This is a genomic window from Sphingomonas sp. MJ1 (PH-R8) (assembly GCF_048058635.1).
Taxonomy (GTDB): domain Bacteria; phylum Pseudomonadota; class Alphaproteobacteria; order Sphingomonadales; family Sphingomonadaceae; genus Sphingomonas.
In genome coordinates this window covers 215,848-230,624 of sequence record NZ_JBBEFX010000001.1, presented here as the reverse complement: position 1 = coordinate 230,624, position 14,777 = coordinate 215,848, and the positions used below count along the sequence as shown (strand labels likewise).

Below are 14,777 nucleotides of genomic sequence, written 5' to 3'. Positions count from 1 at the left end.
GTAGGATTTTGGGAATGGTATCAAAGTACGCAGTCATGCGGCTTCTTCATTTTGCCAGCCCCCGCCCAAGGCGCGGAAGAGATCGACCTGGGCGTCGGCGATGAAGGCGTCGGCGTTCGCCAGCGCGGCCTCCGCATCGGCAAAGGTGCGTTCCGCATCGAGGAGTGCGAGAGAGTCGATGTCGCCCTCGCGCTGCCGCGCCCGCGCGATGTTTACGGCGGCTTCCGCTTCATTGCGCGCGGCCTGGAGTGCCGTCCGCCGGTCCAGCGCATTGACGTAGGCTGAGAGCGCCGTCTCCGTCTCTTGCAGCGCACGGAGGACGGAACCGTCGAAGTCTGCCAGGGCCTCGCGGCTTTCCGCCTCGGCGGCCGCCACACGGGCCCGCGCGGGTCCCGGGTTCACCGCCCAATTCAGCAAGCCTCCCACCAGCCACCGCAACGGCCCCGCACCGAAGACGTCGCCGATATCGGTCCCGGTCGAACCTCCGGACGTTCCGAGGGTGATCCGCGGATACAGGTCCGCGGTCGCCACGCCGATCCGCGCGGTCGCGGCGGCGAGCCTTCGCTCGGCTGCGCGGACGTCCGGACGCCTGGCGAGCAGTGCAACTCCGTCGCCCACCGGGATCGGCTGGTTCAGCCGCAGCGTGGACGTCCGCGCCGCAGCCACCGGCGGAAGATCGGCGGGGGTGCGGCCAGTCAGCAGGGCCAGCCGGAACAGCGCTGCGTCGCGCTCGGCGCTAAGCGTGGGCACCTGCGCCTGGCGCTCATTCCGTAGGGCGCCGATGCGTGCCGTGTCGAGCCGCGTTCCTTCGCCGACGCTGCGACGCCGTTCCGTCAGGTCGAGCGACTGGTCGAGCAGTCGCACGATATGCTCGGCGACCTTCATCCGTTCCGCGGCAGACGCGGCATCGGCATAGGCACGGGTGGTCTCGGCAACCACCGCCACGCGGACCGCTTCCGCATCGGCAACTGCGGCGCCGACATCGCCTCTCGATGCCTCCACATTGCGCGAGAGGCGTCCGAACAAGTCGGCCTCATAGCTGACGTTCAGCCCGACATCGATTTGCCAGTTCTCGCGCGACATCCCGGGCACGCGCTGCATTTCAGGCGTCCGCCCGTAGTTCGCGCCCGCGCCCAGCGTGGCCTGCGGGAGCTGGTTTGCGCGAGCGCCGCGCAGAAGCGCGCGCGCCCGCTCGACGCGGGCGGCGGCGGCCCGAACATCCGTGTTGGCCGCCAGAGCGTCGGCGACGAGTTGGTTCAGTACGGGATCGTCGTAGAGCCGCCACCAATCGCCTTTCACCGGCTCTGGCGTCACGACGGCGGTTGCGGCGACAAAGCTGCCACCGACGCTTTGCGGATGCTTGGGGGCCGCATAGTCGGGGCCTGCGGCGCAGGCGGCAAGCGCCAGCGCCGAGGTGGTGATCAGGATCGAACGCATTGGGCCCTCCTTATTCAGCGGGCTGGAAGTGAGGTGCGGCGCCGCGCTCCGCAGCCTTGCGGGAGCGAAGGCGGGCGATGCGATCGCCCAGCGCGCGGCACACGACGTAGAAGGTCGGGGTGAACAGCAGGCCGAAGGCAGTCACGCCCATCATCCCGAAGAACACCGCCGTCCCCAGCGCCTGGCGGAGCTCCGCGCCGGCACCGCTCGCGATCAGCAACGGCACGGCTCCCAGGATGAAGGCGAACGAGGTCATCAGGATCGGCCGCAGGCGGTCATGTGCGGCGCGAACCGCTGCCTCCACGGTCGAGAGCCCGTCCTGCTCCTCTGCCTGCTTTGCGAACTCCACCACCAGGATGGCGTTCTTGGCAGCGAGCGCGATCAGCACCACCAGCCCGATCTGGGTCAGGACGTTGTTGTCCATTCCTCGCAGATTGACCCCGGCCATGGCGGCCAGAAGGCACATGGGCACGATCAGGATGATCGCGAGCGGCATCGTCAGGCTCTCATACTGCGCCGCGAGCACCAGGAAGACGAACAGCACGGCCAGCGCAAACACCAGGCCCGCGGTACTGCCGGCCATCTTCTGCTGGAACGCGATGCCCGTCCACTCGGCTTCGTAGCCAGGTGGCAGGTCGCTCGCGAGCTTCTCCATCGTGAGCAACGAGCGGCCCGAGCTGTACCCCGGCGCGGTGTCGCCATCGACCTCTACCGCGGGGAAGAGGTTGTAGCGCGTGACCCGATACGGGCCGGTCTTGTTCTCGAAGGTGGAGACGGAGCCGATCGGCACCATCGCCCCGGAGTTCGAGCGCGTCTTCAGGTTGGCGATGTCAGCTTCGGTGGTGCGGAACGGTGCATCGGCCTGAGCGGTGACGCGATACGTCCGCCCAAGCATATTGAAGTCGTTCACGAAGGCCGAACCCAGATAGACGTGCAGCGCCTCGAACACCCGCTCCGGCGGCACGCCCAGCAGGTCCGCCTTGCGCCGATCAATATCGGCGAAAACGCGCGGGGTGGCCGTGTTGAAGAAGGTGTAGACCTGCTGCAGGCCCTCCGTCTGGTTCGCCTTACCGATCAGATCGAACGCCGTCTTGCCCAGTTCGGCATAGCCGTGCTCGCCACGATCCTCGATCATCATGCGATAGCCACCGGCCGATCCGATACCCTGGATGAGCGGCGGCGGCACGACGAGCAGCATCGCCTCATTGATGTCGGCCGTACGCTTGCGCGCCTCGTCCATGATGCCGGCGTAGGTGACGCCGAGCTTCTTGCGCTCTTCGAAGGACTGCAGCGGGACATAGGCGGCCGCGCTGTTGGGCGCGAGCGTCTGCGACGGTCCGTCGAAGCCGGCGAGCATCACCGAGCCCTTCACGCCCTTGATCGGCAGGATGCGGGCCACGACCTTGCGCATCACCTCATCCGTGCGCTCGAGCGACGAGCCCGGCGGCAGCTGGATGACCGTCAGGAAGTAGCCCTGGTCCTGCGCCGGGATGAAGCCGACCGGCGTCACCCAGAACATGGCGACCGTTGCCGCGATCAGTCCCGCATAGGTCACCATCATGCGCTTCGGACGCGTGACCAGCACGCGGGTCAGGCGGCTGTAGCCGTGGCTCAAGCGATCGAAGCCCCGATTAAAGGCGTCCGCCGCACGGCTGGCCATCCGACCGATGCGGCCCTTGGGCTCTCCCTCATGCCCGGTCAGCAGCACCGCCGCGAGGGCGGGCGAGAGGGTGAGCGACACCAGCAGCGAGATTGCCGTCGCGACGGAGATCGTGACCGCGAACTGCTTGTAGAAGGCGCCCGAAAGCCCGTTGAGGAACAGCGTCGGCAGGAACACCGCCAGCAGCACCAGCACGATGGCGACCAACGCGCCCGACACTTCGTCCATGGACGTGCGCGCAGCCTCCAGCGGGGACATGCCGCGCGACAGGTTGCGCTCGACATTTTCCACCACGACGATCGCGTCGTCCACGACGATGCCGATCGCCAGCACCAGGCCGAACAGCGAAAGGTTGTTGAGCGAGTAGCCGAGCGGCAGCAGCACCGCCATCGTGCCGATCAGCGACACGGGGATGGCAACCACCGGGATGATCGCCGCCCGCCACTTCTGCAGGAAGACAATCACGACCAGGACGACCAGCAGCACCGCTTCGCCCAGCGTGTGGTAGACCGCGTCGATCGACTGGGAGATGAACTCCGTCGGATTGTAGATGACGCGATATTCCAGCCCCTTCGGGAAGTCCTTTGACATCGCCTCGAGCTCGTCCTCGACCGCCGTTGCGGCGGCGAGAGCGTTGGAGCCCGGACGCTGGAACACACCCAGGATGACGGTCGGCTGGTTCGACAGATAGGTGTTGGAAGAATAGTCGGCAGCGCCGAGCTCGACCCGCGCCACGTCGCTCACGCGCACCTGCCGCCCGTCGGTATCGGTGCGGATGACCACCCGACCGAACTCCGCGGGGTCCTTCAAGCGGCCCTGCGTCTCGATGTTCAGCTGGAACGCGTTGCCTGTCGGCGTGGAGCCGGGCTGACCGAGCGTGCCGGCGGCGACCTGGATGTTCTGCGCGCGCAACGCCTGGACGATGTCGCCCGCCGTCAGGTTCAGCGCCGCGGCACGGCCCGGATCGATCCAGACACGCATCGCGAAGTCGCGTGCGCCGAACATCCGCACATCGCCCACGCCCTCTATACGCGCGAGCCGGTCCTTGACCTGCGTAAGCGCGTAGTTCGAGATATAGCTGCGATCGACCGACTTGTCGGGCGAGATCAGGTTGACCACCATCAGGAAGTCCGGCGTGGTCTTCCGCGTCACCACACCTAGGCGCTGCACCTCCTCCGGGAGACGCGGTACGGCGACTGCGACGCGGTTCTGCACCAGCACCTGCGCGGCATCGAGATTGGTGCCCGACTTGAAGGTGACGGTGATCGTCACGTTGCCGTCGCCGGTCGACTGCGACGACTGGTACAGCATGTCGTCGACGCCGTTGATCTCCTGCTCGATGGGCGCGGCGACGGTCTCGGCGACGGTTTCGGCCGAGGCGCCAGGATAGCTCGCCGTGACCGTGACGGTGGGCGGGACGATGTCTGGATATTGGGAAATCGGAAGCGCCAGATAGGCGATCGCACCGATGATCGTGATCACGATCGCGATGACGGCCGCGAAGATCGGGCGCGTGATGAAGAACCGCGAGAGGCGCATCGGGCCACTCCTCGTGCAAGAGATCAGAAACGGGGGGTGTCAGCCGCCAGGTGTTGGGGGCGTCCCGGCGGCTGACGGGTCACCGGGCGAAGGTTGCCTCGCCCGTGACCGGTGCCGTGAAGGTGGGTTGCTGCGCGGACGCGTCGGGCGCGATCCTGCCGGGCTTGGGCTGAACCTTGGCGCCCGGCATGGCCATTTGCGTGCCCGCAATCACCACCTTGTCCTGGGGCGTGAGGCCGGAGCGAATGATGCGCAGGCCGTGGACCACGGGTCCGAGTTCGACCGGCTTGGGAGCAACCGTGCCGTCCGCGCCGACGGTCAGCACGAGCTTGCGCGCCTGATCGGTTTGGATCGCCGCGTCCGGGACCATCAACGCGCGCGTCGTTCCGCCGGCGGACAGGCGCATGTTGCCGAACATCCCGGGCGTCAGGAACAACCCAGGATTGCTCAGAACCGCACGCCCGCGGATCGTGCCCGATCGCGGATCGAGGCCGTTGTCGGTGAAGTCGAGCCGGCCCTTCCACTTATAGTCGGCCTCGTCCTGAAGACGAATTTCGACCGGCGATGCGGCTGCACCCGCTTCCCGGGCGCGCTTGGTCTTGAGGAACAGCGCCTCCGAACCGTCGAAGGTGAAGTAGATCGGGTCCAGCGCGTTGATCGTCGTCAGGAGCGATCCGCCCTGCCCCTCTCCTGCCGCGACCAGATTGCCCGGATCCACGCGGCGGTCCGAGATCCGGCCTGAGATCGGGGCTCGTACGTGCGTGAATTCGACGTCCAGGGCGCGGCTTCGCACCCGAGCCTGTCCTGCAGCGACGGCGGCAGTCGCAGCGCGAACGCGCGCCTGCAACCGCTCCAGATCGCTCCTGGAGACGGCGTCCACGGCGACCAGCCGCTCTGCGCGGCCGAGATCCGCACGCGCGAGCGCAAGGTCGCTCTCCGCACTGGCGAGGCCAGCGCGCGCCTCCGCAAGCGCGGCGGTGAAGGGCCGAGGATCGATGGTGAAGAGCAGTTGTCCCTTGCGGACGACGGCCCCATCCGTGAAGTGCACGCCCGTGATCGCCCCGGCGACGCGCGGCCGGACCTCCACCGCGCGGCTCGCCTCGAACCGGCCGACGTAGTCGTCCCACTCCTTGATGTCGCGGACCAACGGTGCCGCCACGGTGACCACCGGCGACGGTGGAGCAGCGGGCGCGGCAGGTGCGCCCTTGAAGGCGATGCCGGTGCTGCCGACCACCAGCGCGATCGGAAGGGCTATGACGCCCGCGCGCTGCCAGAAGGGCAAGCGGCGGAAGCGCTTCGAGAGACCTGCTCGCGAAGTTTCTTCGGTCTCAACTCGGGAAATCATGTTCATCGGGTACGCCTTCCCTGGTTCAGGGCTGAGCGGCCGCGGCTGATGCTGTCGAGCAGGGTTTCGTACTGCTCGTGCGTGAAGCCGGCCTGGTGGAATGCACGAATTTCATGGCGGGGAACGGCATCGCCGTGATGCCACGCGAGTACGGACATCCGGCGCAGCGCCTCCAGGCGCGGATCCGCGAGCCGGGCGCTTCCGCTCTGGTTGCCGAAGACGGTGCCGAAGGCGATCGACAGCCGGCCCGGTGTCGCCAGGCTGGACAATCGGTCCTTCTGCGCGATCGCCACGACCGACCACTCGAGTGCCGAGAAGCCGACCTCGCCTACGACGGCGGCCACATCGACCGGCGCAGCAACGGGAGCACCCTGCAATTCGGTGAAGTTCATATACGCCATCACTCGTCTCCTCCTGCTGGACCGAGCCAGGGCGCACGCCCTCCTGCCGCGCGGAACGCCTCCGCCGGCCTGCCGGTCTTTGTCATTCAAGGGCACGACCCGGCCTGTCGCGCAGGAGGGATCCTGCGGCGTCTCGTGCGGTCCGTTGGTTCAATTTGCTGAAGTCGCCGTCGGGGTTGGTCCCCGCTCAACGCTGCCTTTATCTTCTATACCGTCCAGTATAGAAACGCGGAGCCGGCGGTCAAGAGCCTTTTCATACCGTACGGTATTTTTTGCAAGCGCGTAAAGAGAACTCGACCGGCTTACGCCTCAGGCCACATCGCGAGGCTGGTATCGATCAGCGCCTTCAGGTCCTGGCACGAGGCACCAGCTCCGCCCTGAACGGCCAATCCTTGCATGATCGCGGTGAGATAGCTGGTCAGCCCGACGGCATCGGTTTCGGGTGGCAGGTCGCCTTCTGCCTTCGCCCGCTCGAACCGATCGATCAGTCCCTGTTTGGCGACTCGGCCGCGATGGATCACCTCCGCCCGGATCGACTCGGCCTCAGCACCGCAGGCGACAGCGTTGATCACGCCCATGCAGCCCTTCGGATCGGAATTGCTCATCTGCATTTCCAACGCACTGCGCAGCAGATGCTCGGCCACCTTCCGCGCCGTCGGCTCCTTCAGCGCCTCGCCAATGTAGTCGAGCTTCTCGCGTTCGTAGAGGTCGAGCGCCATCTTGAAGAGCGCTTCCTTGTTGCCGAACGCAGCGTACAGGCTGGGACGCGTGATCCCCATCGCCTCGGTAAGGTCGGTAAGCGACGCGCCCTCGTAGCCCTTGCTCCAGAACACCCGCAGCGCGCCGGCAAGCGCCGTGTCGGCACAGAACTCGCGCGGACGACCCTTTGCGGAACAGCAAGCTTTCATAATGGTCGGTACATAATGAGTGCGCCGGAGAAATCCAGCGCCTTCCGCGGAAAAGCCCTTCCCGGCCAGGAAGGGGAACCGATACGGACCTGCCGCCTTTGACCTGAAGAGGCCGCCAGCAAGTCGGAGAGGACAATGGACGAAGCTCGTGCACTCGTATTTGCGGCCGGCTATGCGGAGCCGGGCGCACGCGGGCTCTATCCGCTCACGATCACGGGCGAAAGCCTGACGGCAGGCCCGGCATGTGCCGCGTACGTCAACGTCTCCGCAGGCATACGACGGCCGGGCTCCGGGCTTTGGTATTTCGTCGATGAGGAGGCGGGCCGGGTGGTGCTTGCGGATGCCGATGCAGACTGGCGGGAGGTCGCCTCCATTTCGTCGGGCGGCGATGGTCCGTGCCACGTTGCCCTCGACGACTCCGGTCGGCTGCTCGCGATCGCCAACTACGGGAGCGGGACGGTTGCGATGTACCGCCTCGATCCGGAGGGCCTGCCTTCCGGCCCGCCGGCCATCCACCAGAACGAGGGTCAGGGGCCGAATGTCGAGCGCCAGGAAGGGCCACATGCTCATTGGGTGGGCTTCGCTACCGACGGACGGCTCTATGTCGCAGACCTGGGAACCGACCAGGTCCTCGCGTTCCCAGCCCATGGCCCGACAGGTGCTCTGGGCGAGCCCAGCATCGCCTATGCCGCGCCACCGGGTTCCGGTCCGCGCCAGCTGGCGTTCCACCCCACCCTGCCGATCGCGTTCCTGGTGAGCGAACTCGCGTCGACCTTGACCGTCCTCGGGACGGAAGAAAGCGGCGCACTTTCAGCGCAGCGCATCCTCTCCACTCTGCCGGCAAACGCCGCGCCCGGCAGTCTGGGCGGCGCCGTTGCGCTCGACGCGGCGGGAACGCGCCTCTACGTCAGCAATCGCGGTCATGACAGCGTGGCGAGCTTCGCCATCGATCCGGAGGGTGAGGTCACGCTACTCGGGCACACCCCCAGCGGCGGCGCCTCCCCTCGCTTCCTGCTGCTACTCGAAGACCAGCTGCTCGTGGCGCATGAGAAGACCGGCGGGGTCACGATCCTCCCGCTCGACGGGACCGGACGTCCGAAGCCTGCGGTTGGCCGGGCGGACGTGCCCGGCGCAGCATTCCTCGGCGTGTGGCGCCCGTAAAGCGGCCGGCGCCCTATTGCGCGGGCAGGCGCGGGCGGAACAACTGGCCGCCTTCGATCACATAGATGATCGCGATCAGGGCGAGGCCGATCCCAAGATAGCCGACGGCCAGCGGCAAGGTCGTCCCGCTGTACGACTGACCGATCACCAGGCTCACGACGACCGCTCCCAGGCTCGTGATGAAGCCCTGCAGCGACGAGGCCGTGCCGGCGATGTGGCCGACCGGCTCCATCGCCATCGCGCCGAAGTTGGAGCCGCACAGTCCGATGCAGGTCATGCTCAATGCCTGGAACACGATGTAGCTCGTCAGTGTCTCCAGCCCGGCCTCGATCACGACCACATGGATGACGGACAGGGTGATGAGCGCGAGCACGGCGGTTTGAGAGATGAGCCGTGTGCCCAGCCGCTCAACCAGCCGGCTGTTTGCAAAGGAAGCGACGCCCATGGCGAAGGCGCACAGCGCGAACAGCAGCGTGAAACGATCGCCTGCGCCGAACTCGTCGACGAAGATCTGCTGGGCCGAGGATACGAACGCCAGGATGCCACCAAAGGTCAGCGAAGCGGCGATCGCATAGCCGATCGAGAACCGGTTGGTGAGGGTCAGGCGGTAGCTCTCGCGAAGGGCGGCGAGCGAGATCGGAACCCGCCGAGCGATCGGCAACGTCTCCGGCAGCCGGACCAGCGTCCAGGCGAGCACCACCGCGGCAAAGGCGCCGAGCGCGTAGAAGATGAAGCGCCAAGGTCCGAAGGCGAGCAGCGCCTGCCCCAGCGTGGGTGCCAGGATCGGGACCAGGAAGAAGATCATCTGGGCGATCGACATGGTGCGCGCCATCTGCCGCCCGGATGCTCCGTCGCGAACAATGGCGACTGCCAGGACGCGGGTGGAGGCGGACATCAGCCCCTGAAGAAGCCGCGCCCCAAGCAAGCCCGCGAAGGTCACCGATCCGGCGGCGAAGATTGCCGCGGCGACAAAGCCCGCCAAGGTGCCCACCAGGATCGGCTTGCGTCCGAAGCGGTCGGCAAGCGGGCCATAGACCAGCTGCCCGGCGCCGAAGCCCAGCATATAGGCGGTGACGATCCACTGGCGATGGTTCGGCGTGCTCACCGACAGGTCGTGGCCGATGTCTGCAAGCGCGGGCAGCATCAGGTCGACGCCCAGCGCGTTGACCGCCATGACCGCCGCGATGAAGGCGACGAACTCTCGCGGGTGCATGCCGGCGGGTGCGGGATGAGGCTTCATGCGGGTGCCTATCGACGAGGCGGACGCGAAGAACAAGCGACGACGGGCAACTCCAGTGCGCAAGGCGCCCCTTCCCCCGCTGTGTATCCATGTCGCACGAGCCGGTCCCTCAGCCGTCTCGGCGGGAAGAGAGCTGGATGCACGTCATCCCCTGATCCGCACGACCGGATCTGGGCACCCTCGTTCTGTACCCCGCGGGACATGTCGGACGCCCGTGACATGGGCAGCTCCAGGTGAGGACCCGATCATCGGTGACGCACGAGCGCCGGCACACGTCCGGAGGCGAGCACGGTCATCCTGCAACCCGATCGGCCATGTTCAAGCCGCAGTACGCCCCAACGGAGCGACAACGGCATGCTCCGGTGGCTGCTGCACCTTCCGCGCCCCGCTGAGGCGTCGGTAGGTTGCCAGCGCCTGCCCGACCACCTGGTCCATGTTGTAGTAGCGGTAGGTTGCCAGGCGGCCGACGAAGCTGACCGACGGCTCCGCCATGGCCAGTGCCTCGTACCGTTTGTAGAGCGCCTGGTTCTCCTCGCAGGGGATCGGGTAGTAGGGATCGCCCGTCGCGCTCGGATACTCGAAGGTGACGCTGGTACGGTCTGCCTCCTGTCCCGTCAGGTGCTTGTATTCGGTCACCCGCGTGTAGGGTGTCGCCTCGTTCGGATAATTCACGACGGCAACCGGCTGATGCCAGGGTTGATCGAGCGTCTGGTGCTCGAACTGCAGGGACCGGTACGGAAGCCTGCCGTAGCGATAGCCGAAATACTCGTCCACGGGGCCGGTGAACACCAGATGGTCGTGCGGATAGGCGTCGCGGACCTCACGGTAATCGACGCCCAGCAGCAGGTCGATGTTGGGATGGTCCAGCATCCGCTCGAACATCCGGGTGTAGCCTTCGAGCGGCATCGCCTGGAACTGGTCGGTGAAGTAGCGATCGTCGGTGCCGGTACGGGTGGGCACCCGCGCGGTGACCGACTTGTCGAGCTCGGACGGGTCCCGTCCCCATTGCTTGCGCGTGTAGCCGCGGAAGAAGGTCTCGTAGAGCTCCCGTCCTACTTGCGAGACGACCACGTCCGCGGAAGTCCGGATCGGCACCACCGGTTCCGCACGAGCAGCCAGGAACGCCGCCACCTCCTCGTCGCTCTGCATGTCGAGACCATAGAGCGCGTTCAACGTCGTACGGTTGATCGGCATGGGTACCAGTTGCCCGTCGATGGAGGCGAGCACCCGATGCTCGTAGGGACGCCACTCCGTGAACCGCGAGAGATAGTCGAAGATCTCCTGCGAGTTGGTGTGGAAGATGTGCGGCCCATATTGATGGATCAGAATGCCGGCGTCGTCTTTATGGTCGAACGCGTTCCCTCCCACGTGTGGCCTGCGGTCCACCACCAGGACCCGCTTGCCGCCATCGGCGGCGAGCCGCTCCGCCATGACGGCTCCCGCGAAGCCGGCACCCACCACCATCACGTCGTAACGATCCTGCGAGGCGGGCCAGACCGTCGGAGACACCACGGGCTCGATCCGCCCCCGCGCCGCGATCTCTGCCGAGATCAACGCTGCCATCTCGAAGGCCGTGCTGTTCCAGGAAGTGCGAGCAAGCACCGCGTCGGCTTCCTCCAGCCACGCCCCGTCTCCCGCGCGCAACTGCATGGCAGCCTCGCACGCGGCGATGAACGCGTCGGGACTGTCGGCAATCTGCACTGCCGAAAGCGAGCCGTAATGGCGCACGACATCCGTGATCGGCGTGGACACCACCGGACAGCCGGCGGCCAGATACTCCGGCGTCTTCGTCGGGCTGATGAACCGCGTCGCCTCGTTGATCGCGAACGGCATCAGGGCCACGTCCCAGCCGGACATATGGTCCGGCAGCGCGGTGTACGGCTGGGAACCCAGATAATGGATGTTCGGACGACGCGGCAGCTCGTGCTCGCCGATCTTCACCACGGGGCCGATCACCACCAGAGACCAGTCGGGACGAGCGTCCGCAACGGCCTCCAGAAGCTCCAGATCCATCCGCTCGTCGATCACGCCGCTGAAGCCGAGCCGCGGACCCGCAATTGCCGCCTGCTCCGCCGGGACCGCGCCGCCTTTTCGTGCCCGAGCGAAATGGGGAACGTCGATGCTGGAGGGAAATGCGTGGACGTTCGAGTGCCGGTCGCGCTTGGCCTCATACAGGCTGGTGCCACCGGTAAAGACGAGGTCCGCTGCTTCGAGCAGCAAACGTTCGCGGTCGAGCAACTCAGGCGGAGCCCCCCGGAACGCGGACAGTTCGTCCATGCAGTCGTACACGACGCAGTCGGCCTGCACGTGCTGCGAAAAGGGCAGCATCATGGGCGTGTAGTACCAGCGGATGATGCTGCCGCGGGTACCGATCAGGACAGCGTCCAGCAGCGCCGCCAGCTCGGCGTCTTCGTCCCGGCCGCGCAGCGACTCGTCGAGTTCGGGCGTCAGCACCTCCACGCCGCTGCCCTCGCAGACGCTGCGACGGAGGCGCGCGGTTCCGATGCCGGCCACATACTCCGGCTCCTCCCAGAACAGCACATGATGCGTGGCGGCAAAGCGCGTCATCAAATGCTGTGGACGCTGGAAGACGAACGCCCATCGCAGATGGCTGAAGCAGATCAACGTCGGACGATCACTGGGTCCAGAGGAAAGTCCCGGAAGGTTGGTTTCCGACGGCACCTGCTCGTTCACGCGCGCCCCCTTCAGATGTTCTCTGGGTAACTTTGATGAAACCTGCGCATGCGTAAAATGTTCCGCTAAGTCCTTGCCGACCAACATAGATCAACCTGCTTGTGCGGAACGATGCGGGCTCGCAGCCGTTGCAGGCGCACAGATCGAGAGGTGCCGGATGCCGGACATCGAGTTCTGGGGTGGTGTCGAATGCACGGTAAACCGCACGCGCGAGGGGTACCTCGATCAATGCCGCCTGAGCGGCCACCACGATCGACTGTCGGATCTGGATCGCTTCGCCGAACTCGGCCTTAAAGCGATCCGCTACCCCGTGCTTTGGGAACGGGTGGCACCTGACGGGCTCGAGACGGCCGACTGGAGCTGGCCTGACGAGCGGCTGGAACGGCTTCGAGAACTCGGCATCCGCCCCATTGTCGGACTGGTCCATCACGGCAGCGGCCCCAGCCACACCAACCTGCTCGACCCGGCGTTCGCGACCGGCTTGGCCGATTTTGCTGCCAAGGTTGCGCAACGCTACCCCTGGGTCGAAGCCTGGACGCCGGTCAACGAGCCGCTGACCACCGCCCGCTTCTCTGCTCTCTACGGCCATTGGTATCCGCACAGCGCGGACGAGGGCTCCTTCTGGCTGGCATTGCTCAACCAGGTGGATGGCGTCCGATTGGCGATGCAGGCCGTGCGTCGGGTGAACCCGGCCGCGCAGCTGATCCAGACGGACGATCTCGGCCGCGCCTATGCAACCACGCGCCTGGCCGAGCAGGCAGCGTTCGACAACCTTCGTCGGTGGGCCGGGTGGGATCTGCTGTTCGGCCGGATCACGCGGCAGCACCCGCTGTGGGAGCGGATCGCCGCCTTCGGTCTCGGTGATCGGATGCGGGCGATCGCCGATGCCCCCTGCCCACCCGACATCGTGGGCGTAAACCACTATCTCACGAGCGATCGGTTCCTGGACCATCGGCTGCAGCGCTATCCGCCGCCCACGCACGGCGGGAACGGGCGGCTCGCCTACGCCGATACCGAAGCCATCCGAGTTCTCGACCCGCCCCCCGCGGGCCTCGGGGGCGTCGTGCGCGAGGCGTGGCAACGCTACCGAATGCCGATCGCGATCACCGAGGTGCACAATGGCTGCACCCGCGAGGAACAGTTGCGCTGGGCAGCCGAGGCCTGGGACACGGCCTGCGCCGCGCAAGCAGCGGGCGTTGACCTGCGCGCGGTCACTGCTTGGTCGCTGCTCGGAAGTCATGGCTGGGACACGCTGCTGACCGGATCCGGAAGCTACGAACCAGGGGTGTTCGACGTATCGAGTGGCACCCCGCGGCCCACGGCGCTGGCAGAGCTCTGGCGCGGTCTGCCGAAGCGAGCGGCCCGCCACCCGCTCGCACAGGAACCCGGCTGGTGGCAGCGGCTCGACCGGCTGCTCTACCCCCCCATGCCGCACCCGGGAGCGCGACGGCGACAGGACGGAAGCCCGTCTACGCCCCCGCTGCTGATACTCGGCGCCACGGGTACGCTCGGCCAAGCGATCGCGCGCGCCTGTACGATCCGGCACATGCCCCATGTTCTGTCGGATCGAACGAGGATCGATCTTACCCGGCCGCACGGCTTCGGCCGGTCGATCGAGGCTATCGGCCCGTGGGCGGTGGTCAACGCGGCTGGCTGGGGCGACGTCGATGCTGCCGAAGCGGAAGAAGAGGCCTGCCGCCGGACCAATGCAGAAGGCGCGGTGGCACTTGCGGAAGCATGCGCTGAGCGCGGGATCGCATATCTGGGCTTTTCCAGCGACCTGGTCTTCGGCGCGGACGACGACCGGCTTCATGTCGAGTCAGACGCCGTGCACCCCCTCAACGCCTATGGCCGCAGCAAGGCGGAGATGGAGGCGGGCTGCGCCCGTCTGGACAACACGCTGATCGCCCGCACCGGCGCCTTCTTCTCGCCGGCCGGCCGCTTCGACTTCGCGCATGCGGTGGTGGACAGCCTGGAAGCAGGTCGCCCGTTCCAGGCCACGTCCGGCTACCTCGTCTCCCCCAGCTATGTACCGCAAGTGGCGGAAGCCGCACTCGACCTGCTGATCGACGGCGCAACCGGTGTGTGGCACCTCACGAACGGTGAGACCCTGAGTTGGGCTGAGTTCGCGAGGCGGATCGCGCATTGTGCAGGCTTCAATACCGGCCTGATCGAGGAAATTCCGGGGCCCCTCCCCGACTGGCGCGCCCCTCGACCGCGGGGTGCGCGCCTCGCCACGGAACGGGGCGCGCCGCTCGGTGGCCTCGATGCTGCCATCCGCGGTTTCTTGCGCGAAAGGGCAGCAGCGAAAACCACCCAACCGCGAGCACTGCGAGCCGCCACCTGAACCCGTCCGCCCGAGGCGGCGCAACCTTCCGGTCGCGCCGCAGAG

The 14,777-nt window shown here is 66.8% G+C and carries 9 protein-coding genes; 2 read left to right on the top strand and 7 right to left on the bottom strand.

Annotated features, from left to right (window positions below; all coding sequences use genetic code 11):
* Positions 1–33: 33 nt before the first annotated feature.
* The 5 genes from VPH46_RS01060 to VPH46_RS01040 all read right to left on the bottom strand — a co-directional run bounded on the left by VPH46_RS01060 (position 34) and on the right by VPH46_RS01040 (position 7,290).
* Entirely contained in the window at positions 34–1,437 is a 1,404-nt protein-coding gene (locus VPH46_RS01060) for an efflux transporter outer membrane subunit (protein WP_416608126.1), read from the bottom strand.
* A gap of 10 nt (positions 1,438–1,447) precedes the next feature.
* Entirely contained in the window at positions 1,448–4,636 is a 3,189-nt protein-coding gene (locus VPH46_RS01055) for an efflux RND transporter permease subunit (protein ID WP_416608124.1), read from the bottom strand.
* Positions 4,637–4,715: 79 nt separating this feature from the next.
* Entirely contained in the window at positions 4,716–5,987 is a 1,272-nt protein-coding gene (locus tag VPH46_RS01050; protein ID WP_416608122.1) for an efflux RND transporter periplasmic adaptor subunit, read from the bottom strand.
* Positions 5,984–6,373 carry a hypothetical protein gene (locus tag VPH46_RS01045; RefSeq protein WP_416608120.1) on the bottom strand — a complete coding sequence of 130 codons (390 nt, stop codon included), beginning with the start codon at positions 6,371–6,373 and terminating at the stop codon, positions 5,984–5,986. The genes VPH46_RS01050 and VPH46_RS01045 overlap by 4 nt, the downstream gene beginning before the upstream one ends.
* Positions 6,374–6,684: 311 nt before the next feature.
* On the bottom strand, positions 6,685–7,290 hold the full coding sequence (locus tag VPH46_RS01040; RefSeq protein ID WP_416608118.1) for a TetR/AcrR family transcriptional regulator: 606 nt from the start codon (positions 7,288–7,290) through the stop codon (positions 6,685–6,687).
* A gap of 135 nt (positions 7,291–7,425) precedes the next feature.
* Here VPH46_RS01040 and VPH46_RS01035 point away from each other — a divergent pair, with 135 nt between their 5' ends.
* Positions 7,426–8,451, top strand: a complete 1,026-nt coding sequence (locus tag VPH46_RS01035; RefSeq protein ID WP_416608116.1) for a lactonase family protein — start codon at positions 7,426–7,428, stop codon at positions 8,449–8,451.
* Between the two features lie 13 nt (positions 8,452–8,464).
* Here the strand turns inward: VPH46_RS01035 and VPH46_RS01030 are convergent, their stop codons facing one another.
* Together VPH46_RS01030 and glf are read right to left on the bottom strand one after the other, a co-directional pair.
* Positions 8,465–9,664, bottom strand: coding sequence for a multidrug effflux MFS transporter (locus VPH46_RS01030; protein WP_416608339.1), 1,200 nt, complete (start codon positions 9,662–9,664; stop codon positions 8,465–8,467).
* A gap of 345 nt (positions 9,665–10,009) precedes the next feature.
* Positions 10,010–12,259 (bottom strand): UDP-galactopyranose mutase, encoded by a 2,250-nt coding sequence (glf, locus tag VPH46_RS01025; RefSeq protein ID WP_416608114.1) that lies wholly within the window; start codon positions 12,257–12,259, stop codon positions 10,010–10,012.
* On the opposite strand from glf, the gene VPH46_RS01020 reads away from it, so the two are divergent.
* Positions 12,240–14,732, top strand: a complete 2,493-nt coding sequence (locus VPH46_RS01020; protein ID WP_416608113.1) for a family 1 glycosylhydrolase — start codon at positions 12,240–12,242, stop codon at positions 14,730–14,732. The genes glf and VPH46_RS01020 overlap by 20 nt on opposite strands.
* Positions 14,733–14,777 lie beyond the last annotated feature (45 nt).